Genomic DNA, 21,267 nt, shown 5'->3' on the forward strand with positions numbered 1-21,267 from the left:
GCGTGGGAAAGTGCCGGATCTGCGTCAGATCAATTGACAAGCGTGGTCGGCTTTCCTAGGGTTCGCCCCAATTGTTTTTGCCGGATGTAACCATGACTGCTGACGACCGTATCAAACTCGAACCGAGCTGGAAGGAGGCACTGCGTGCTGAGTTCGACCAGCCCTACATGGCAGAGTTGCGCACTTTTCTGCAGCAGGAGCGGGCGGCCGGCAAGGAAATCTATCCGCCAGGCCCGATGATCTTCAACGCGCTGAATTCGACGCCGCTGGACAAGGTAAAAGTGGTCATCCTCGGCCAGGACCCGTACCACGGCCCGGGTCAGGCCCACGGCTTGTGCTTCTCGGTGCAACCGGGCGTGCCGGCGCCGCCGTCGCTGGTCAACATCTATAAAGAGTTGAAGCGCGACCTGAACATCGACATCCCCAACCATGGCTATCTGCAGAGCTGGGCCGATCAGGGTGTGTTGATGCTCAACACCACCATGACCGTCGAGCGCGCCAACGCCAATGCGCACAAGGACAAGGGCTGGCAGTTTTTTACGGACCGGATCATCGAGGTGGTCAGCCAGCGCCAGCCGCATCTGGTGTTCATGCTCTGGGGCTCCCATGCCCAGAGCAAGCAGAAGCTGATCGACGCCACCAAGCATCTGGTGCTGACGTCGGTGCACCCGTCGCCGCTGTCGGCCTATCGCGGGTTCCTCGGCTGCGGGCATTTCAGCCGCACCAACAAGTTCCTGGAGCAGAACGGCGAAGCGCCGATCGAGTGGCGCCTGCCGTCGGTTGTTTAAATAATCTTCTGAAGTCTCTCGGGTGGTGAGAGCCGCCCGTCGGATTGCTTCATCTACCTGTTATTTCTGACAGTAGATATAAAGGTGAAACCCGCGTTTAGTTGTGCAGTCGGCGTCACAGGCGACTGTGCTGGTAAACAATGGAGCGGGAGATCGTCATGAATGATTTGAACATCGATGATGTAAAGTCCTTTCCGAAGGCATTGGGAAGTCTTTTTGCAAGAACTACGCGGTTTGATCCAACCGACCCTCTGAGCGTAATCGACACTAAAGATGTTTTTCTCCGCAATGACGGCGTCTATTACACCGCAGGTGGTAGGGTCGCTACTTCTGTCTTCTTCACGTCGATTATTTTTGAGTTACCACCAGGTCTCGCGATTGGCAAGCACGCTCTCGGGCCCGGCGGTATCGGCGTTCGCTATTTCGTTGATGACGGTGGTGGCGAAGAATACTTCCGAGCGTTTGTGGGAGAGATCACGTTCACTGGAGTCGCCGAAGGTAGGCGTTATCAAGCCTCGGATTTTCAATTTAAAGCTCGCATCGGCTCGGCTGGTAAAACGGTAGAAGTGATGATGGGGAAACTCGATATTTCCTGATTGGCCAAGAATACGCTTCGAGGCATGCTCTTCCGTTCTTGAAGCGTATTGGGCGTCTACATGATTTACGGGCATTCCCCGTTTCTATTCCAATACTTGAACAACGGTTCCGCCAGAAACAGCACGAATAACAGCCGCATTACCTGCATCGCCGTCACCAGCGGCACTGACAATTGCAGGGTTTCCGCCGTCAGGCTCATCTCGGCGATCCCACCGGGCATCATGCCCAGGGTCAGCGAACGCAGATCCAGATGCGTCATTGCACTCAGTCCCAACGCCGACAACGTCGCGATCAACATGGTCAGCGCCGTGCCGATCAACGTGCGTCCCATAAACGAGGGCGCCCGGCGGAAGAACTGCCGGTTGAAGTGGCAACCCAGCCCGCTGCCGATCAGCCATTGGCCGATCTGACTGCCGCCATTGGGCAAACCGATGTGCAGATCCCAGCCGATGCTCACTGCCGCGCTGACCAGCAGCGGACCGAACAGCCATGGGTTGGGTTGACGCAGACGTTGCCAGAGCCAGGCGAGCAGGCCGCCCGCCGGAAAAAGAATCGCCAGCCAGCGCCAATCGACGCTGCCGGCGTGTGAAATCGGGGTGCCGTCACCCAGCAGATACTTGAACGCCGCCGGAACGCACAACACCACTACCAGCACCCGCAAACTCTGCCCGGCCGCGACATGGCTGAGCATCGCGCCGTTGCGTGCGCCGAGGTTGACCATCTCACCGGAGCCGCCGGGCATGCTGGAGAAAAACGCCGTGGCGCGATCCTCGCCGGTGCGGCGCATCAGCCACACGCCGACCACCGCCGAGAGGCTGGTGACCAGCGCGCCGAAGAAGATCAAGCCGAAGTGGCTGAGCACCTGCTCCATCACCAGTGGGGTGAAGTGCAACCCGATACCGATCCCGACGATCCACTGGCCGCATTTGCGGCCGCCAGGGATTTCGGCCAATTGCCACGGAGTCAGGCAGCGCACCAGGATGATCGCCAGCAACGAGCCGACCATCCACGGTAGCGGCCAGCCGATCTGGCTGGCGATGTAACCGCCAAGCAGACCGACCAGCGGGGTTCCCCACCAGGATTTGAGGGAAGACCGATCAAACATCGGCAATGGCGCGTTGCGCAGCCGAGCGTTTGCGCCAGATGCGCAGCAGCGGCATCAGCAACATGATCGCGGTCAGCACCCAGACGCCGAAGGTGATCGGACTCGACCAGAGGATTTCCAGGGCACCGTTGGAGATCGACAGTGCGCGGCGCAGGTTCTGCTCCATCAGGCCGCCGAGGATGAACCCCAGCAAAACTGGCGACAGCGGGAAGTCCAGTTTGCGCAGGATGTAGCCGAAGATGCCGATGCCGACCATCAGGAACAGGTCGAACGTGGTCGCGTGCACGGCGTACACGCCGATCCCGGTAATGATCGCGATCACCGGCACCAGGGCCCAGTTCGGCACGGCGAGGATGCGGGTGAAGATGCGGATCATCGGGATGTTCAGGATCACCAGCATGATGTTGGCGATGAACAGCGAGGCGATCAGGCCCCAGACGATGTCCGGCTGTTGCTGGAACAGCAGCGGGCCGGGGGTGATGTTGTACAGCGACAGAGCGCCGATCATCACCGCTGTGGTGCCGGAGCCCGGTACGCCGAGGGTGAGCATCGGCACCAGCGCGCCGCAGGCGGAGGCACCGATCGCGGTTTCCGGCGCAGCGAGGCCGCGGGCGTCGCCCTGACCAAACTTGCCGCTGGCACCGGCGATGCGTTTTTCGGTCATGTAGGCCACGGCACTGGCCAGCGTCGCGCCGGCGCCCGGCAATACGCCCATGATGAAACCGAGCAGGCCGCAACGGATGTTCACCACGAACACCGACGCCGCTTCCTTGAAGTTGAACATCATCCGCCCGGTGGCTTTCACCGCTTCCTGGCCGCGATGGGTTTTCTCCAGCAGCAGAAGGATTTCGCTGATCGAGAACAGGCCCAGTACCAGCACCACGAACTGAATGCCGTCGGTCAGGTGAATGTTGTCGCCGGTAAAACGATACACGCCGCTGTTGGCGTCGATGCCGACGCTGGACAGGAACAGACCGATCAACGCCGCAATGAACGTCTTCAGTGGTCGGTCACCGGCCATGCCGCCCAGGCAGACAATCGCGAACACCATCAGGACGAAGTATTCCGCCGGCCCGAAGGCAATCGCCCACTTCGCCAGCAGCGGGGCGAACAGCACCATGCCGCAGGTGGCGATGAACGCACCGATGAACGAACTCCACGCCGACAGCGACAGCGCGACCCCGGCCAGACCCTGGCGGGCCATCGGGTAGCCGTCCAGAGTGGTCATCACGGTGGAGGCTTCGCCGGGAATGTTCAGCAGGATCGAACTGATCCGGCCGCCGTATTCGCAGCCCAGGTACACCGCCGCCAACAGGATCAGCGCCGACTCCGGCGGCAGGCCCAGGGCGAAAGCGATGGGTATCAGCAGTGCCACACCGTTGATCGGTCCCAGGCCCGGCAGCAGGCCGACCACGGTGCCGATCAGCGTACCGGTCAGCGCCGTGACCAGGTTGTACGGGCTCAGCGCGACGCCGAAGCCCTGTCCCAAATATCCGAGCGTATCCATATCAGTTCTCCAGAACGTCGAGCAGACCGAGGGGCAGCGGTACGTCCATCAGACGGTCGAACAGCAGGTACAGACCGATGGCCATCAGCGTGGTCACCACGATGCTGGGCAACCAGCGGCCGCCGTACAGGCGCGCCATCGGGACGCCGATCAGGCAGCTGCTGAGGATGAAGCCCAGCGGCTCGAACAGACCGGCGAACACCAGCAGCAACAGCACGCAGATGCCGATCTTGGTCAGGGTTTCGCGGTCCAGCGGCGGCTCGTCTTCACTGTGTTTGATCGGCGCCGGGCGAAACACCATGTACAGCAGCGCCAGGCTCATCAGGCCGAGCATCAGCAGAGGAAACGCCCGCGGGCCGACCGGCTCGTAGGAAAATGCAGCCTGATAGGGCCACGCCATCAGTGCCAGGCCGGCACAGGCCAGCAGTAACACCGAGGCAAAAATGCGTTGAATCAGCATGAGGAACTCCTGGGCCACGACCTCGATGCGCGAGGCCACGGCCGCTAGACAGAGACGATCACTGGATCAGGCCGAACTCTTTGGCCAGCACTTTGTAATCCGCGACTTGCTTCTTCACGTAGGTGTCCAGCTCCGGGCCGGTCATGGCGAACGGGAACAGTTCACGCTGATCGCGCAGCTTGGCGAACTCTTCGGAAGCCAGCAGTTTGTCGAAGGCACCTTTCCACCAGGCGTAGTCTTCATCGCTGACTTTTGGCCCGAGGTAGAAGCCGCGCACCACCGGCCAGACGATGTCGTAGCCTTGCTCGCGAGCGGTAGGGATGTCTTTCATTTCCGGCTCGTCCAGACGGTTTTCAGCGAACACGGCCAGCAGGCGCATGTCACCGCTCTGGATGTGCGGCATGGAGTCGGAGATGTCGGTGCTGCCGACCTGGATGTGGCCGCCGAGCAGGGCGGTGGCGATCTCACCGCCACCTTCGAGGGCAACGTAACGCAGGTCGCGTGGGTTGATCCCGGCAGCTTTGGCGATCAGTGCAGTCTGCATCCAGTCCTGGCTGCCGACAGTGCCGCCGGAGCCGATGACTACGGCGCTCGGATCTTTCTTCAGTGCCTGAACGAGATCATCCAGGGTCTTGTAGGGCGAATCGCTTTTCACTGCGATGGCACCGTAACTGGTGCCGACCGCCGCCAGCCAGCGTACGTTGGTTTCATCGAAACGGCCGAACTTGCCTTGCGCCAGGTTTAACAGCGAACCGCTGGACCAGGCCACCAGCGTACCGGCGTCCGCCGGGCGCTGAGCCACGACGGCGTTGTACGCAACAGCACCGACACCGCCGGGCATGTAGGTCACGCGCATTGGTTTGGTCAGCAGCTTTTCGTTGACCAGCGCGCTTTGCGCCAGTTTGCAGGTCAGGTCGAAACCGCCGCCGGGGGAGGCCGGGGCGATGCATTCCGGGCGCTTGGGTTCGGCCATCAGTTGGCCGGCGAACAGCATGACGCCAGCGGCCAGAGCAACTTTACGCAGTGATAAGTTCATCTAAGTCTCCTTGGGAGTTGTTGTTATGGACGTACTGAATTACCAAAGGGCAACGCTATAGCTCACCAGCAGACGCACTTCATCGGCATCGCGAGCGGAGTAGTTGGAACGGTAAGTGGCATTACGCAAACGCACGGCAACGTCCTTCAGGGCGCCGCTTTGTACTACATATTTGATCTCGGTGTTGCGCTCCCACTCCTTGCCTTCATCGCCGTTCTTGAGCTTGATGTTGTCACCGCTCAGGTAGCGGCTCATGAAGCTCAGGCCGGGGATGCCGAGTCTGGCGAAGTCGAAGTCGTAACGGGCCTGCCAGGAGCGTTCTTCGGCGCCGGCGAAGTCGTTGATCTGCACGAAGTTGACCAGGTACGGGTCGCTGCCATCGACATAGGGGAAGGCGCTGTCGCCGGACATGTGCTGATAGCCGGCGGTGAACTTGTGGCCGCTCAGGGCATAACTGACCAGACCGTTGAGCGAGCGGTTGTCGATCTTGCCGCCACGGGCTGCGCCCTGATCGTCACTGACGGCAAAACGCAGGTCGGTGGCGAAGGTGCCCGGTCCCATCGGCCGCGAAGCGACCAGTCCGAAGAAGTGCTGGTTATAGACGTCGTCGAGTTGGGCGAAGTGGTAGCTGCCGGTGATCTTGTCGGTGAACTTGTAGTCCACGCCGGCAAAGTCGAAGTGCTTGCCGGCGACGGTGCCGGCGAAACGGCCGTTCTTGTTGTTGAGGGCAATGTCCTCGAAATCGGTGCTGTCGCGGTCCTTGGCTTTCTCCAGACGTCCACCGGTGAAGGTCAGGTTCTTGATCTCTTTGGAGGTCAGCAAACCGCCTTCGAAGGTCTGCGGCAGGATGCGCCCGTCGTTCGGCTTGAGGATCGGCAGTTCCGGAATCAGGCTGCCGATCTTCAATTCGGTGGCGGAGATCTTCACTTTGCCGGTCAGGCCGAGTTTGGAGTACTCGTCCGCCGCGCGACCGTCATCGTGGGTCGGCAGCAGGCCAGTGCCGGTGCGGTCCGGACTCGAATCGAGCTTGACCCCCAACATCCCCAGTGCATCGACACCAAACCCCACGATGCCGTCGGTGTAGCCCGATTGCAGGTTGAGCATGAACCCCTGTGCCCACTCGTCGCGCTTGGACTGCTGGGCGCTGGTGCCATCGCGAAAGTCGCGGTTGAAATACATGTTGCGGGTTTCGAAGGTGGCGGAACTGTCTTCGATGAAATCGGCGTAGCTCATCGGTGCGAAACCGGCGAGGGCGGCTGCACCGGCAAGGGCGGCGGGGCTGAAACGGGAAGGACGAACAGGCTTAAGAGCCTTGGTCTGCAAGGACGGCATGCGAGGTGTACTCCGTTTATTGTTCTTATTGGTCGAAAACGCTTCGAGGCGTTTTTCGTATCGCTGTGTGGCATCAGCGACGGCAGTCGGAACTGTCCGTGGCCCGACTCTAACGGGCTAACCTTTCGCTAACCTTTCAGCTGACTTTCCCGGATTTCGGGCTTCACAGCGGCGGTTGCGGCTGTAAACTCCGCGGCAAAGAATGGCGTCGGCCATCCCTGAATGAGGTAAAGCTCCATGCGTGTTCTGCTCGTCGAAGACCATCTGCAACTGGCCGAAAGCGTTGCCCAGGCGCTCAAGAGCACCGGTCTGACCGTGGACGTGTTGCACGATGGCGTGGCTGCCGACCTGGCGCTGGGCAGCGAGGAGTACGCGATGGCGATCCTCGATGTCGGCCTGCCGCGCATGGACGGATTTGAAGTGCTGGCGCGTCTGCGGGCCCGGGGCAAGAACCTGCCGGTGCTGATGCTGACGGCTCGCAGCGACGTCAAGGATCGGGTCCACGGGCTAAATCTTGGGGCTGACGATTATCTGGCCAAACCTTTCGAGCTGACCGAACTCGAGGCTCGGGTCAAAGCCTTGCTGCGCCGCAGTGTGCTGGGCGGCGAACGCCTGCAGCGGTGTGGTGTGCTGGCCTATGACCTGGAGACCCGGCGCTTCACCCTCGGTGAAGAACTGTTAACCCTGACCTCCCGCGAACAGGCGGTGCTCGAAGCGCTGATCGCCCGTCCCGGCCGGGTGATGAGCAAGGAGCAACTGGCTTCGCAAGTGTTCGGTCTCGACGAGGAGGCCAGCCCCGACGCCATCGAAATCTACGTGCACCGCCTGCGCAAGAAGCTCGACGGTCATGCAGTGGCCATCGTGACTTTCCGGGGCCTGGGTTATCTGCTGGAAAGCCGCGATGCATAAGCCCAGCAGCCTGCGCTGGCGGTTACTGTGGAACCTCGCGCTGTTGTTGGTGGTATTGATGCTGGCCAGCGGATTGAGCGCTTACTGGAACGGTCGCGAAGCCGCCGACACCGCTTACGACCGCACACTTCTGGCGTCGGCGCGGACTATCGCCGCCGGCCTTTCGCAGCGGGACGGCAGTCTCAGTGCCGACGTGCCTTATGTGGCCCTCGACACCTTCGCCTACGACAGCGCCGGGCGCATCTATTACCAGGTCAACGACATCCATCAGAAGTTGATTTCCGGTTACGAAAACCTGCCCGGCCCGCCGCCGGGAACGCCGAGAACCGACAGCTATCCGGCGCTCGCGCGTTTTTACAACGCCACCTATCAGGGCCAGAACGTGCGTGTGGTCAGCCTGTTGAAAGCGGTGACCGAACCGAACATGAACGGCATGGCGGAAATCCGTGTCGCCGAAACCGACGAAGCGCGTGTCAGCATGGCCCGCAGTCTGGCGGCCGATACCTTGTTGCGGCTGGGCATGCTGGCAATTGGCGCATTGTTGCTGGTGTGGTTTGCGGTCAGCGCGGCATTGCGACCGATCGAGCGTTTGCGCACGGCGGTCGAGGAGCGTCAGCCCGACGATCTGCGGCCCTTGCCGCTGGTGGAGGTGCAGCACGAATTGTGGCCGCTGGTGCGGGCGCTCAATCACTTTACCGAACGCTTGCGCGGGCAGTTCGAACGACAGGCGCAATTCATCGCCGATGCCGCCCACGAACTGCGCACGCCGCTGGCAGCGCTCAAGGCCCGTCTTGAATTGGGGCTTCGTTCCGGCGAGCCGCAAATCTGGCGCGAGACACTGGAATCTTCGGCACAAAGCACCGATCGACTGACCCATCTGGCCAATCAGTTGCTGTCGCTGGCGCGGGTGGAAAACGGTGCCCGGGCGATTGCCGAGGGCGGCGCGCAGTTGCTGGATCTGAGCCAGTTGGCCCGGGAACTGGGCATGGCCATGGCGCCTCTGGCTCACGCGCGCGGTGTGGCTTTGGCGCTGGAAGCGGACGAGCCAGTCTGGCTGCGCGGCGAGCCGACGTTGCTCAACGAACTGCTGAGCAATCTGGTGGACAACGCTCTGGCGCACACGCCATCGGGCGGCAACGTGATCTTGCGGGTGCTGTCGCCGGCCGTGCTTGAAGTCGAAGACGACGGCCCGGGCATTCCTCAGGATGAGCGTGACCGGGTATTCGAGCGCTTCTACCGGCGCAACCAGCAGGTTGCCGGTTCCGGGCTGGGTCTGGCGATCGTCGGGGAGATCTGTCGCGCCCATCTGGCGCAGATTACCCTGCACGATGGTGAGCCCGTGGGGTTGAAGGTGCGGGTGAGTTTTATCGCAGGCTGAGACTCAGTAGAACATCGAGCGCGATTCTTCCAGATCTTCGCACAACGCCTTGTTGTCGATGTCTATCCCGAGCTTGCGAAAGGCCGGAACACTGAGCGGGTCGATCCGGGCGAGGGGATGATCGGTGTCTTTGTGGCAATACAGGCTGGCCACTTGCACCAGATCCACATAATCGACCTGTGGCGATTCGCGTTTCAGATCCTGATACAGCCCCGGCAACTCCACGAGGCGCTCCGGGAATTCCCAGACCCGCAGCAACTTGTCGCCGATCAGCGGATGAATGTGATCGATCACATGATTGAGGCTGACGGGGTCGGACAGCAGTTCGTAATGGTCTTCGGCGTAGGTCAGGATCGGCAGCACGCCGATCTGGTGCACCAGCCCGCCCAATGCAGCCTGATCCGGCTTGAGCTGGGTATAGCGGCGGCACAATGCGTAGCTGACGCCGGCGATCTCCAGGCTCTTGCGCCAGACTTCGCGCATTTTCTGTTCCACCACCTCGGAGCGTGCGTGGAAGATCTGCTCCATCACCAGACCGATCGCCAGGTTGCTGCTGTAGTTGACGCCCAGCCGGGTGATCGCAGTATGCAGGTCGGTGACTTCCTGCGTGGCGCGCAGCAAGGGACTGTTGACCACTTTGATCAGCCGTGCCGAGAGCGCCGTGTCACGGCCGATGACTTTGCTCAGGTCGCTGACGCTGATGTCCGGGTCTTCGGCGGCCTTGCGAATCTGCAGGGCCACTTCCGGTAACGTTGGCAGAACCAGGTCATCGTTATCGATGGCCTCAACCAAATCCTGTTGGACCTTATCCGCCAGCTCACTCATGTCATTTCTCTAGGGTGTTGCAACAAATGCTGCGATCAACGCTGGATTTCGCGGTCGCGATCCAGTTCGTAAGGCAGGTCGAGCAAGTGCAGCGCCGGCCCTTCGACCGTACCCAGATGCAAATCGCCCGCTTCGGCAGCTTCGGCCTGCAACACGGCCAGCAGTTCAATATTCTTTTCGGCGCGGGCGGCCAGCACCACTTCGCCGATGGAACTGCCGTGGCTCGGAGCGAACAGCGGGGTGCCGGGCTCCGGCAACTCGCTGGCGTCCAGTTGCACGCGGTACAGGCGACGCTTGAGCTTGCCCAGGTACTGCATGCGCGCGACGATCTCTTGCCCGGTGTAGCAACCTTTCTTGAAGCTCACGCCGCCGACCGCTTGCAGATTGAGCATCTGCGGAATGAACAGTTCGCGGGTGCCCGGCATGACCTGGCCGATACCGGCACGGATCTGGCCCAGCAGCCATTGATTGAGTTCGGCTTCGGTCAATTGCGCAGACAGCTTGCCTTTGATGGCGTCGGCCTGATCGGCTGGCGCCCAGAGTTCGGCACGGTCGGGGGAGACGCGAATCGCGATCAACCCTTCGTGGCGAACCACGCTGTCGGTGTCCGCCGACAGTTCCAGACCCAGGCTGCTCAGGGCTGCATCCCCATGCTCCAGACCGAAGCGCGCCCATGACTCGCTTTCGTCGGTCAGTTTCGATTTGGAGAACACCGCGTACTTTTTCAGGTCCGCCAGTTGTGGCTCCAGCAGCTCGCCGGCCATGGCCAGCAGCACGCCGTCGCCTTCAAGCACGATGCGGAAACTCGACTGCATCCGGCCTTTCTGCGTGCAGCGGGCACCAAGGCTGGCCCGCTCATCACTCAGGTAATTGATATTGCAGGTCAACTGGCCTTGCAGGAATTTGCCGGCGTCCGCGCCGCGAACCGCGAGAACGCCTTCATGAGAGAGGGTGCAGAAAAAAGCAGAATCGGCCATGGGTCATCGCAGGGTAAATAGACTGGGGCACATCATAAGGGGGTGGTGTTGAAATGGGTAGTTCATAAAGGATCGGTGGCGCCCGACCAAAGCCGACTGTTCGGCCCGCCTCGGGCCTGTATACTTGCGGCCTATTTGAGGAGCGCTCCATGGTCGAACAAGTTGAACTGAATCGCCTCTTTTGGCACAGCCGCCGCGGCATGCTCGAGCTTGACGTGTTGCTGGTGCCGTTTGTGAAAGAGGTCTACTCGAATCTGAACGAGGTGGATCGCGCGCTGTATGTCCGCCTGCTGGAATGCGAGGATCAGGACATGTTCGGCTGGTTCATGGAGCGCAGCGAGTCTGAAGATCCTGAGCTGCAGCGCATGGTTCGCATGATTCTGGATCGTGTCCAGCCCAAGTAATACGTTTGAATGCCGCTGGCATGCCTCACGGCAGTTGCTGGCGGCGTATCTCCTGGCCCAGGCGTTGGCCCTGTGCGCTCTGTTTCTGCTTGTCCTGCCTTTCTGGGCCAGCCTGCTCGGGGCGGTCGCCTGTCTGATCCATGCTGTGTGGGTATTGCCCCGTCAGATTCTGCTGAGTCATCCCAAAGCTTTCTGCCGATTGCGTCGTGATGCCGATGGCTGGCAGTTGTGGAATCAGGCCGATGGCTGGCAGGCGGTGCAGTTGCGTCCGGACAGCCTGGCATTGCCGTTGATTGTGGTGTTGCGCTTTCGATTGCGCGGTGAACGGTGGGTCAGATCGATCTGTGTACCCCGGGATGCGCAGGCGGCGGATTTGCACCGACGCCTGCGGGTGCGGCTCAAGTTCAGCCGGCGTAGGTGGGCGGCACCAGAATAGTATCGAGGGCTTCGGGCAGCAGGTCCGGGTAGTCGAGGGTGTAATGCAGGCCACGACTTTCCTTGCGCTCCATGGCCGAGCGGATCATCAGTTCCGCCACTTGCGCCAGGTTGCGCAATTCGATCAGGTCGCGGCTGACTTTATAGTTGCTGTAGAACTCGTCGATCTCGTCCAGCAGCAGACGCACGCGGTGCTGTGCGCGCTGCAGGCGTTTGTTGGTGCGCACGATACCGACGTAGTCCCACATGAAGCGCCGCAACTCGTCCCAGTTGTGCGCGATGATCACGTCTTCGTCGGAATCGGTCACCTGGCTCGCATCCCAGGCGGGCAGGGCGCGCGGGATGGCGACGTCGGACAATTGCTCGAGAATGTCCGTGGCGGCAGAGCGGGCATATACGAAGCACTCCAGCAGTGAGTTGCTGGCCATGCGATTGGCACCGTGCAGGCCGGTGAAGCTGGTTTCGCCGATGGCGTACAGACCAGGCACGTCGGTGCGGCCTTGCTGGTCAACCATAACGCCGCCGCAGGTGTAGTGAGCCGCCGGCACGACCGGGATCGGTTGCTTGGTGATATCGATGCCGAATCCGAGGCAGCGCTCGTAAACCGTCGGGAAGTGCGTTTTGATGAATGCTTCGGGTTTGTGGCTGATGTCGAGGTAGACGCAGTCGACACCCAGACGCTTCATTTCATGGTCGATGGCGCGAGCGACGATGTCCCGTGGCGCCAGTTCGGCGCGTGGGTCGAAGCGCTGCATGAAGCGTTCGCCGTTCGGCAGCTTCAAATGTGCGCCTTCCCCGCGCAGGGCTTCGGTGATCAGGAAACTCTTGGCCTGCGGGTGATACAGGCAAGTGGGGTGGAACTGATTGAATTCCAGGTTCGCCACGCGGCAACCCGAGCGCCAGGCCATGGCGATGCCATCACCGCAGGCGCCGTCAGGGTTGCTGGTATAGAGGTAGACCTTGGCGGCACCGCCGGAAGCCAGAATCACGAATCGAGCGCCGTAGGTATCGACTTCGCCGGTCTTGCGATTGAGCACGTAGGCGCCGAGGCAGCGGTCGCCGTCCAGCCCGAGGCGGCGCTCGGTGATCAGGTCCACCGCGACTCGCTGCTCCAGCAGTTCGATGTTCGAACGCTGTCTGGCCTGGGCCAGCAAGGTTGTGAAAATCGCGGCGCCGGTGGCATCGGCGGCATGGATGATGCGGCGATGGCTGTGGCCGCCTTCGCGGGTGAGATGGAATTCGAATCCGCCGTCTTCAGTCCCGGATTGTTCATCACGGGTGAACGGCACGCCTTGGTCGATCAGCCACTGGATCGCTTCCTTGCTGTGCTCGACAGTGAAACGTACCGCATCTTCATGGCACAAACCGCCACCGGCATTGAGCGTGTCGTCGACGTGGGATTCGACGGTGTCGGTGTCGTCAAGCACGGCCGCGACGCCACCCTGGGCCCAATAGGTCGAACCGTTGGCGAGATCGCCTTTGCTCAGTACCGCGATGCGCAAGTGACCGGGCAGGGTCAGCGCGAGACTCAAACCGGCAGCGCCGCTGCCAATTACCAGGACATCGTGTTGAAACTGTTGGCTCATTTCAGGATTCCGCTCAAAGCGACCCGGGTCGGGGTTGGCGCAAGACAGGCGGAGGGGCGAGTCGAGACAGCCACACAGCCCACTAGTATATAGAGGGGTGGAGCGGCACAATAGCCGGGCTGGTATGGCATTGTGAAACTATCCTGACGACAAAATACCGACGCTTTGTCGGAAGTTTTTTTCATGGGTTTTCGGAAAAGGCGACTGTATCGCAGATGAAACACGCTTTTTCCGCCCTCGGTTGCCCAATGTCGCTTTTACCCGGCTATAAATATTTGGAACTTTTGCCAAAGGCTCAAGATCAATAGACAGTTGCCTGAGACAAGGGACAGTGTCGGCTTCAACGCGGAATCTGCGGTTGGATTCTCGCCGGTGAGCCGATGAAAAGATTATTCGCGCAGCCGGTTTATCCCGCGCTGCGTTTTTCGTGCGTGCCAAATCAGAGCCCGCAGGAAACTTGCTTGGAGGGGGAGAACTTTTGCGAAAAGCCCGAGTCTATGTTTGCAAGTCCGGTCGTTTGGTCATGCAAGCCTCCTCTGAGTTTATCGAGGAGTGTTCATGCTAACCCAGGAAGAGGATCAGCAGCTGGTCGAGCGCGTTCAGCGTGGCGACAAGCGAGCTTTCGATCTGCTCGTGTTGAAGTATCAGCACAAAATTCTCGGGTTGATCGTGCGTTTCGTGCACGACACCCATGAAGCCCAGGACGTTGCGCAGGAAGCCTTTATCAAGGCGTATCGAGCGCTTGGAAACTTTCGCGGAGACAGTGCCTTTTATACGTGGCTGTACCGTATCGCCATCAACACGGCGAAAAACTATCTGGTTTCACGCGGCCGCCGGCCGCCGGATAGCGATGTCAGCTCCGAAGATGCAGAGTTCTATGACGGCGATCACGGCCTGAAGGATCTCGAATCTCCAGAACGTGCATTGCTGCGGGATGAGATCGAAGGCACCGTCCATCGAACCATTCAGCAACTTCCAGAGGATTTGCGCACGGCTTTAACTTTGCGTGAATTCGATGGTCTGAGTTACGAGGACATCGCGAGCGTCATGCAATGTCCGGTTGGTACCGTGCGCTCCCGGATTTTCCGCGCCCGGGAGGCCATCGATAAAGCCCTGCAGCCGTTGTTGCAGGAAAACTAAAGACAGCGGCGACAGCCAAGAGAGGAACGCCATGAGTCGGGAAGCCCTGCAGGAATCGCTGTCCGCAGTGATGGATAACGAAGCGGACGAACTGGAATTGCGTCGAGTGCTCAACGCACTGGATGATGTTGAAACACGCGAAACCTGGGCTCGTTACCAGATCGCTCGGGCAGCCATGCACAAGGATCTGCTGCTTCCACGCCTGGATCTCGCTGCGGCGGTTTCTGCTGCACTGGAAGACGAAGCCACCCCTGCCAAGGTCTCTCGCGGACCATGGCGCAGCCTTGGACGTCTGGCCGTTGCAGCGTCGGTAACCGTTGCCGTTCTGGCAGGTGTCCGCCTGTACAACCAGGACGAAATCGCAGGTGTTGAACTGGCGCAGCAGTCCAATCAGCCAGTATTGGCTACTCCTCAGGTCAAAGGGCCGGCGGTACTGGCAGGCTACAATGAGAGTTCTGAAGCCACTGGTCCTATGGCCAATGGCGTGCTGCAAGGCCAGCCAGGCTGGCACGATCAGCGTTTGCCGGGTTACCTGCGTCAACATGCTCAGCAAGCTGCGCTGAAAGGTACTGAAAGCGCACTGCCTTATGCACGGGCAGCCAGTCTGGAAAACCGTTAAGGAGGATCATGCGCGCCATACCTCTACTTTCGCTTCTGCTCAGTGGCTGGTTCATTGTTCCAGCCCACGCCGATGAGGCCCAGGATTGGCTGACCCGCCTGGGCCAGGCCGAGCAGCAGCAAAGCTTTCACGGCACATTCGTTTACGAGCGTAACGGTAGCTTCTCTACTCACAGCATCTGGCATCGTGTCCAGAACGGGCAGGTTCGCGAGCGGTTGCTCCAGCTTGACGGTTCGGCGCAGGAAGTCGTGCGCATTGATGGCCATACTCAATGTGTCAGCGGTACCCTGATTGCGGGGCTGGGAGATTCTCCAAACTCTGCCGCTCGTCCTCTCGATCCTCAGAAGCTGAAGAATTGGTATGAGCTTGCCGTGATCGGCAAGTCGCGTGTGGCCGGGCGTGACGCGGTCATCGTATCGCTGACGCCACGAGATCAGTATCGCTACGGATTCGAACTGCACCTGGACAGGGAAACGGGGTTGCCACTCAAGTCGTTGCTGCTCAACGACAAGGGGCAGTTACTTGAACGGTTCCAGTTCACACGACTGGATACTGCCGAGGTTCCATCCGACAAGGATCTTCAGGCCGCCTCCGACTGCAAGCCTGTCAACCTCGACAGTGACAAGGCTTCTGCCGTCAAGACCGCACAGGTCTGGCGATCTGACTGGTTGCCACCTGGTTTCGAACTCACCAGCAGTTCTTCGCACAAAGATCCGGACACCAAAACCCAGGTCAACAGCTTGCTGTATGACGATGGTCTGGCGCGTTTCTCGGTCTTTCTGGAACCGCTGAACGGTGCCGTGGTCACGGATACCCGGACTCAGCTGGGTCCTACGGTTGCCGTATCTCGCCGTCTGACGACGCCACAGGGTGAGATGATGGTGACGGTGGTCGGCGAAATTCCAATCGGTACTGCCGAGCGGATTGCCTTGTCGATACGCAATGATGGCGCTGCAACCAGCAAGCAGTGAGCTGATTTCAGCAGTTTCCGCTTCGTGTTCGAGACATGAAATGTTTGCTGAGCATTTTCATTTGCAAATAATCCGAAAATTTTTTATAGGTCAGAGCCTCTCGGCTCTGGCCTTGTTTGTTGTTCCCGGAACAAAAATGCCGGCCTGTGGTTTCCGGTGTTCCTTGCTCCATATCGCTTAACCCTGCTCGTCGTAACGGGAGCTGTATGTCGATACCAAGTTTGAAGTCTTATCTCTCCATCATCACTGCCGTGCTGGTGCTCGGTCAGGCTGTCCCGGCAGTCAATGCGGCTGAAGCGGCCAGTCCGGTCAATCTGCCGGATTTCACCCAGCTGGTCGAACAGGCCTCGCCTGCGGTGGTGAACATCAGTACCACGCAAAAACTGCCGGATCGCAAAGTGAACCAGCAGATGCCTGATCTGGAAGGCTTGCCGCCGATGCTGCGCGAGTTCTTCGAGCGAGGCATGCCACCGCAGCCGCGTTCGCCGCGCGGTGATCGCCAGCGCGAAGCGCAGTCGCTGGGTTCGGGCTTCATCATCTCGCCTGATGGCTACATCCTGACCAACAATCACGTGATTGCCGATGCTGACGAAATCCTCGTTCGTCTGGCGGATCGCAGTGAAATGAAAGCCAAGCTGATCGGCACCGACCCGCGCTCTGACGTGGCCCTGCTGAAAATCGAAGGCAAGGACCTGCCCGTGTTGAAGCTCGGCAAATCCCAGGATCTGAAAGCCGGTCAGTGGGTCGTAGCGATCGGTTCGCCATTCGGCTTCGACCATACTGTGACCCAAGGCATCGTCAGCGCCGTTGGCCGTAGCTTGCCAAACGAAAACTATGTGCCGTTCATTCAGACTGATGTGCCGATCAATCCGGGTAACTCCGGTGGCCCGCTGTTCAACCTGAACGGTGAAGTGGTGGGGATCAACTCGCAGATCTACACCCGTTCCGGTGGCTTCATGGGCGTTTCGTTCGCCATCCCGATCGACGTTGCCATGGATGTATCGAATCAGCTGAAAAGCGGTGGCAAGGTCAGCCGTGGCTGGCTGGGTGTGGTCATTCAGGAAGTGAACAAGGATCTGGCCGAGTCGTTCGGTCTGGAAAAACCGGCCGGTGCGCTGGTGGCTCAGATCCAGGATGACGGTCCCGCTGCCAAGGGCGGCCTGCAAGTGGGCGACGTGATCCTGAGCATGAACGGCCAACCGATCGTCATGTCTGCTGATCTCCCTCATCTGGTCGGCGCGCTGAAGGCTGGCGCCAAGGCCAATCTGGAAGTGATTCGTGAAGGCAAGCGCAAGAATATCGAGCTGACGGTCGGCGCTATTCCTGACGAAGACAAGGAGCTGGATGCCTTGCCGAAGTCCGGTGTCGAGACCAACAGCAATCGTCTTGGGGTATCGGTCGCTGAACTGAGCGCCGAGCAGAAGAAAACCTATGACCTCAAGGGCGGTGTTGTCATCAAGGAGGTGCAGGACGGTCCTGCAGCCCTGATCGGCCTGCAGCCAGGCGACATCATCACTCACCTGAACAATCAGGCCATTGGTTCTGCCAAGGAGTTCTCCGAGATCGCCAAGGCGCTGCCGAAGAATCGCTCCGTGTCGATGAGGGTTCTGCGTCAGGGTCGTGCCAGCTTCATCACCTTCAAACTGGCTGAATGATCCGCGGTTGCTGAGTCAAAAAAAAACCGCCTCGAAAGAGGCGGTTTTTTTATGCCTGCAGCTTTTATCCCATCATGTCCTTCACCATACGCTCCTGCTCCATCAGCTCACGCTGGCGGGCATCGATACGCGAGGAGAGCGGGAAGTTGCTGCCAGCCTTGCGCTTGGCGAAATCCAGTTGCTGGATAGCCTGACGATAATCGCCCACCAGTGCGAAGTACTCCGCGCGGGCCTGATGCAAACCAATGATGTTGCCGGCCAAGCCACGGGTTTCCGCCACCTGATACCAGACGTCGGGATCGTCCGGGCGCGACTTCAACAAGCCTTCCAGGGCTTTTTCCGCATCGGCAGTACGGTTCTGCTTCAATAGCAGATCGACCCGAACCTGATTCAGCGGGTAGTTGCCGGGATACTGGGTCAGCATGCGGTCTACCCGCGATTGCGCATCGGCCAGCTTGTTGTTGGTGATATCCAGATCGATCTGCGCCAGGTTGTAGATGATCTCGTTCGGCGATTTGCTCAGCAGCTGCTTGAGATTCTCTCGGGCTTCGTTCAACTGACCACCCTTGATCTGGGCGATCGCCAGGCCGTAACGAGCCACATCGTTGTTCGGATTATCGTCCAGTTGCGCCCGGAAGCGCTTGGCGCCCATCCCGGGGGTTTCTTCATAGATCAACTGTACCCGGGCGCGGATCAACTGATAGCGCATGCTGTCCTCGATACCGCCGGGCTTGGCCTGCTCTGCGCGGTTGCGGGTGTCGGCGATGCGGGATTCGGTTACCGGGTGAGTCAACAGGAACTCGGGTGGCTTGGCGTCGTAGCGATACTGGCGCATCAAGCGTTCGAACATGGTTGGCATCGAACGTGGGTCGTAACCGGCCTTTTCCAGGTTGAGAATGCCGATTCGGTCGGCCTCCTGCTCGTTCTGACGCGAGAAGGTCCGCTGCGACTGAATGGCTGCCGCCTGGGTACCGGCGATGGTCGCGATCCCGGCATCGCCGGCTCCGGCAGCGGCAATCACGATACCGGCCAGCAGAGCGGCCATCATCGGCACCTGCATCCGTTGGGAGGCCTCGACGCCCCGGGCAAAGTGGCGCTGGGACAAGTGAGCCAGTTCGTGGGCCAGTACCGAGGCATATTCACCTTCGGTCTGGGCATTGAGGAATAGTCCACCGTTGACCCCGACAATCCCGCCCGGTGCTGCGAAAGCGTTGAGTTGCGAACTGTTGATCAGAATGAATTCCAGGCGTCGGTCGCTGACCTGGCTGGTTTCCACCAGTTTATAGACGCTCGACTCGACGTAATCCTTGAGCTGAGGATCATTGAGCTGCGAAACCTGGCTGCGCAGCAATGCCAGCCAGGCGCGACCCAGTTGGTATTCCTGCTGTGGAGAGACGATGGCAGAGCTGGCGTCACCGAGTGACGGCAGGTCGTCGGCGAAGCCCGGTGAGGCGAGCAGGCAAGCGAGCGTCAGCAGGGTAGGGCGCAGAAATGTCATGCACAAAGCCTTAGTCGACAAAGACCTTACTGTAGCCGGACACCGGGCTTGCGACCAGATATTCTAGGCAGCCTGACCACCTGATCCGGAGTAACGCATGACCGACGCTGTAGCCCACGACTGTGAACTGGACGCCAGTGGCCTGAATTGTCCGTTGCCGTTGCTCAAGGCCAAGATGGAGCTGAACAAGCTGCCCAGTGGCGCGGTACTCAAGGTGATTGCCACGGATGCAGGCTCGCAGCGCGACTTTCGCACCTTTGCCAAACTGGCCGGTCATACGCTGCTGCGTGAAGAAGACGAGGCGGGCGTCTACCGTTACTGGTTGAAAAAAGCCTGAAATCGACAGCGTAAAAGACTTAAGGGTTATTGATGTTCAAAGTGTTACGCGACTGGATTCAGCGCTATTTCTCCGATGAAGAGGCCGTGGTGCTGGCGGTGCTGTTGTTCCTCGCCTTTACCGCGGTGCTTACCCTGGGTGGAATGCTTGCGCCTGTGCTGGCCGGGATGGTGCTGGCGTATCTGATGCAAGGGCTGGTGGTTACCCTCGAGCGCCTGCGGATACCCGGTGGGGCGGCGGTCGGCCTGGTATTTGCGCTGTTCATGGGCGTGCTGCTGTTGTTCATCATCGTGGTGCTGCCGCTGCTCTGGCATCAATTGATCACGCTGTTCAACGAGTTGCCGGGCATGCTCGCCAAGTGGCAATCGTTGCTGTTACTGCTGCCGGAGCGCTATCCGCATCTGGTCTCCGACGAGCAGGTGTTGCAAGCCATCGAGGCGGCGCGCGGCGAAATCGGGAAGTTCGGGCAGTGGGCGCTGACGTTCTCGTTATCCAGCCTGCCTCTGCTGGTGAACATCATGATCTACCTGGTCCTGGTACCGATCCTGGTGTTTTTCTTCCTGAAAGACCGGGTGATGATCGGCGAATGGGTACGTGGTTATCTGCCGCGTGAGCGAGCGCTGATTACCCGGGTTGCCGAGGAAATGAACCGACAGATCGCCAACTACATTCGCGGCAAGGTCATCGAGATCGTGATCTGCGGCGGGGTGACCTACATCGCCTTCGTCGCCCTCGGGCTGAACTACGCGGCGCTGCTGGCGTTGCTCGTAGGGGTGTCGGTGGTGGTGCCGTATGTCGGGGCAGTCGTGGTGACGGTGCCGGTCATGCTGATTGCGTTGTTCCAGTGGGGCTGGAGCGATCAGTTCATCTATCTGATGGCAGTCTACGGGATCATCCAGACGCTGGATGGCAATGTGCTGGTGCCGTTGCTGTTTTCCGAAGCGGTCAATCTGCACCCGGTGGCGATCATCTGCGCGGTGCTGTTGTTCGGCGGGTTGTGGGGCTTCTGGGGGGTGTTCTTCGCGATTCCGCTGGCGACGCTGTTCAAGGCTGTGCTTGATGCGTGGCCGCGCAAAGAGCCGGCTGTAGCTCCGCTACTTTAAAAACCGGATTATTCGTTGAGTCTTATTAGCCCCTTCGCAAGCAAGCCCGCTCCCACATCAGACCTCGGTCAACTGTGGGAGCGGGCTTGCTCGCGAAGGCGCCAGTGAAGTCGACGCAGAAACATCAGGCCTTGTTCAGTGCCTGAGCAGCGGCCAGCACAGCATCAACATGGCCCGGCACTTTCACGCCGCGCCATTCCTGGCGCAGAACGCCATCCTTGTCGATCAGGAACGTGCTGCGATCCACGCCCATATATTCCTTGCCGTAGAGTTTTTTCAGCTTGATCACGTCGAACAGTTGGCAGACGGCCTCGTCCTTGTCGCTGATCAACTCGAACGGAAACTCCTGCTTGCACTTGAAGTTCTCGTGGGACTTCAGGCTGTCGCGGGAGATGCCGAAGATTTCCGTGTTGGCATCCTTGAACGCCGCGTACTGATCACGAAAGCCCTGGCCTTCTGTGGTGCAGCCCGGGGTGCTGTCCTTCGGGTAGAAGTAGATCACCACTTGCTTGCCCTTGAGGGCTGAAAGGCTGACGGTCTGCCCGCTGGTGGCGGGTGCTTCGAAGTCGGCAACCGGTTGATCGATAGCTACGGCCATGAAAGCT

General features: G+C 60.0%; 22 protein-coding genes. 12 read left to right on the forward strand and 10 right to left on the reverse strand.

Features of this window, described 5'->3' with window-relative positions:
• The first annotated feature begins 92 nt into the window (after positions 1-92).
• Together ung and C6Y56_RS06825 are read left to right on the forward strand one after the other, a co-directional pair.
• Complete coding sequence (gene ung / locus C6Y56_RS06820; RefSeq protein WP_169429241.1) at positions 93-788, forward strand: uracil-DNA glycosylase; 696 nt, start codon at positions 93-95, stop codon at positions 786-788.
• A gap of 158 nt (positions 789-946) precedes the next feature.
• Positions 947-1,384: a hypothetical protein gene (locus C6Y56_RS06825; protein ID WP_169429242.1), complete on the forward strand. Its 438-nt coding sequence runs from the start codon at positions 947-949 to the stop codon at positions 1,382-1,384.
• Positions 1,385-1,449: 65 nt separating this feature from the next.
• Here C6Y56_RS06825 and C6Y56_RS06830 read toward each other — a convergent pair whose 3' ends face one another.
• From C6Y56_RS06830 to C6Y56_RS06850, 5 genes are read right to left on the reverse strand one after another with little or no spacing between them, the layout of a single operon-like run.
• The gene (locus C6Y56_RS06830) at positions 1,450-2,490 is read right to left on the reverse strand and encodes an AbrB family transcriptional regulator (RefSeq protein ID WP_169429243.1); all 1,041 of its coding nucleotides are present in this window, start codon (positions 2,488-2,490) and stop codon (positions 1,450-1,452) included.
• The gene (locus C6Y56_RS06835) at positions 2,483-3,997 is read right to left on the reverse strand and encodes a tripartite tricarboxylate transporter permease (protein WP_085729996.1); all 1,515 of its coding nucleotides are present in this window, start codon (positions 3,995-3,997) and stop codon (positions 2,483-2,485) included. The genes C6Y56_RS06830 and C6Y56_RS06835 overlap by 8 nt, the downstream gene beginning before the upstream one ends.
• A gap of 1 nt (position 3,998) precedes the next feature.
• Positions 3,999-4,457 (reverse strand): tripartite tricarboxylate transporter TctB family protein, encoded by a 459-nt coding sequence (locus tag C6Y56_RS06840; RefSeq protein ID WP_169429244.1) that lies wholly within the window; start codon positions 4,455-4,457, stop codon positions 3,999-4,001.
• Between the two features lie 58 nt (positions 4,458-4,515).
• Entirely contained in the window at positions 4,516-5,493 is a 978-nt protein-coding gene (locus C6Y56_RS06845) for a Bug family tripartite tricarboxylate transporter substrate binding protein (protein ID WP_169429245.1), read from the reverse strand.
• A 39-nt stretch (positions 5,494-5,532) separates the two neighbouring features.
• Positions 5,533-6,825 (reverse strand): OprD family porin, encoded by a 1,293-nt coding sequence (locus C6Y56_RS06850; RefSeq protein WP_169429246.1) that lies wholly within the window; start codon positions 6,823-6,825, stop codon positions 5,533-5,535.
• Between the two features lie 237 nt (positions 6,826-7,062).
• Here C6Y56_RS06850 and C6Y56_RS06855 point away from each other — a divergent pair, with 237 nt between their 5' ends.
• Together C6Y56_RS06855 and C6Y56_RS06860 are read left to right on the forward strand one after the other, a co-directional pair.
• On the forward strand, positions 7,063-7,734 hold the full coding sequence (locus tag C6Y56_RS06855; RefSeq protein WP_169429247.1) for a response regulator: 672 nt from the start codon (positions 7,063-7,065) through the stop codon (positions 7,732-7,734).
• Positions 7,727-9,112 carry a sensor histidine kinase gene (locus C6Y56_RS06860; protein ID WP_169429248.1) on the forward strand — a complete coding sequence of 462 codons (1,386 nt, stop codon included), beginning with the start codon at positions 7,727-7,729 and terminating at the stop codon, positions 9,110-9,112. The genes C6Y56_RS06855 and C6Y56_RS06860 overlap by 8 nt, the downstream gene beginning before the upstream one ends.
• A 3-nt stretch (positions 9,113-9,115) precedes the next feature.
• Here C6Y56_RS06860 and C6Y56_RS06865 read toward each other — a convergent pair whose 3' ends face one another.
• Complete coding sequence (locus C6Y56_RS06865) at positions 9,116-9,937, reverse strand: HDOD domain-containing protein (protein WP_169429249.1); 822 nt, start codon at positions 9,935-9,937, stop codon at positions 9,116-9,118.
• Between the two features lie 35 nt (positions 9,938-9,972).
• Positions 9,973-10,914, reverse strand: coding sequence for a YgfZ/GcvT domain-containing protein (locus C6Y56_RS06870; RefSeq protein WP_169429250.1), 942 nt, complete (start codon positions 10,912-10,914; stop codon positions 9,973-9,975).
• Between the two features lie 149 nt (positions 10,915-11,063).
• On the opposite strand from C6Y56_RS06870, the gene C6Y56_RS06875 reads away from it, so the two are divergent.
• Both C6Y56_RS06875 and C6Y56_RS06880 read left to right on the forward strand, forming a co-directional pair.
• Entirely contained in the window at positions 11,064-11,318 is a 255-nt protein-coding gene (locus C6Y56_RS06875) for a succinate dehydrogenase assembly factor 2 (RefSeq protein ID WP_065257636.1), read from the forward strand.
• Entirely contained in the window at positions 11,302-11,754 is a 453-nt protein-coding gene (locus C6Y56_RS06880) for a protein YgfX (protein ID WP_169429251.1), read from the forward strand. The genes C6Y56_RS06875 and C6Y56_RS06880 overlap by 17 nt, the downstream gene beginning before the upstream one ends.
• Here C6Y56_RS06880 and nadB read toward each other — a convergent pair.
• A complete protein-coding gene (gene nadB / locus C6Y56_RS06885; protein WP_169429252.1) occupies positions 11,723-13,339 on the reverse strand; it encodes an L-aspartate oxidase in 1,617 nt (538 codons plus the stop codon). The two genes, C6Y56_RS06880 and nadB, sit on opposite strands and share 32 nt — an antisense overlap.
• Positions 13,340-13,897: 558 nt before the next feature.
• On the opposite strand from nadB, the gene rpoE reads away from it, so the two are divergent.
• The 4 genes from rpoE to C6Y56_RS06905 all read left to right on the forward strand — a co-directional run bounded on the left by rpoE (position 13,898) and on the right by C6Y56_RS06905 (position 17,724).
• Positions 13,898-14,479 (forward strand): RNA polymerase sigma factor RpoE, encoded by a 582-nt coding sequence (gene rpoE / locus C6Y56_RS06890; protein ID WP_003172477.1) that lies wholly within the window; start codon positions 13,898-13,900, stop codon positions 14,477-14,479.
• A 31-nt stretch (positions 14,480-14,510) separates the two neighbouring features.
• A complete protein-coding gene (locus C6Y56_RS06895; protein ID WP_011332903.1) occupies positions 14,511-15,098 on the forward strand; it encodes a sigma-E factor negative regulatory protein in 588 nt (195 codons plus the stop codon).
• Positions 15,099-15,106: 8 nt separating this feature from the next.
• Complete coding sequence (locus C6Y56_RS06900) at positions 15,107-16,069, forward strand: MucB/RseB C-terminal domain-containing protein (RefSeq protein WP_169429253.1); 963 nt, start codon at positions 15,107-15,109, stop codon at positions 16,067-16,069.
• 206 nt (positions 16,070-16,275) lie between these two features.
• A complete protein-coding gene (locus tag C6Y56_RS06905; protein ID WP_169429254.1) occupies positions 16,276-17,724 on the forward strand; it encodes a DegQ family serine endoprotease in 1,449 nt (482 codons plus the stop codon).
• A 64-nt stretch (positions 17,725-17,788) separates the two neighbouring features.
• Here C6Y56_RS06905 and C6Y56_RS06910 read toward each other — a convergent pair whose 3' ends face one another.
• Entirely contained in the window at positions 17,789-19,222 is a 1,434-nt protein-coding gene (locus C6Y56_RS06910) for a M48 family metalloprotease (protein WP_169429255.1), read from the reverse strand.
• 97 nt (positions 19,223-19,319) lie between these two features.
• On the opposite strand from C6Y56_RS06910, the gene C6Y56_RS06915 reads away from it, so the two are divergent.
• Complete coding sequence (locus C6Y56_RS06915) at positions 19,320-19,559, forward strand: sulfurtransferase TusA family protein (protein ID WP_007958011.1); 240 nt, start codon at positions 19,320-19,322, stop codon at positions 19,557-19,559.
• A 32-nt stretch (positions 19,560-19,591) separates the two neighbouring features.
• Positions 19,592-20,662, forward strand: coding sequence for an AI-2E family transporter (locus tag C6Y56_RS06920; protein WP_169429256.1), 1,071 nt, complete (start codon positions 19,592-19,594; stop codon positions 20,660-20,662).
• Between the two features lie 124 nt (positions 20,663-20,786).
• On the opposite strand, the gene C6Y56_RS06925 is transcribed toward C6Y56_RS06920, so the two are convergent.
• Entirely contained in the window at positions 20,787-21,260 is a 474-nt protein-coding gene (locus C6Y56_RS06925) for a peroxiredoxin (protein WP_169429257.1), read from the reverse strand.
• Positions 21,261-21,267: the final 7 nt, after the last annotated feature.

Origin of the sequence: Pseudomonas fluorescens, assembly GCF_012974785.1 — a bacterium.
Taxonomy (GTDB): Bacteria; Pseudomonadota; Gammaproteobacteria; order Pseudomonadales; family Pseudomonadaceae; genus Aquipseudomonas; species Aquipseudomonas fluorescens_BT.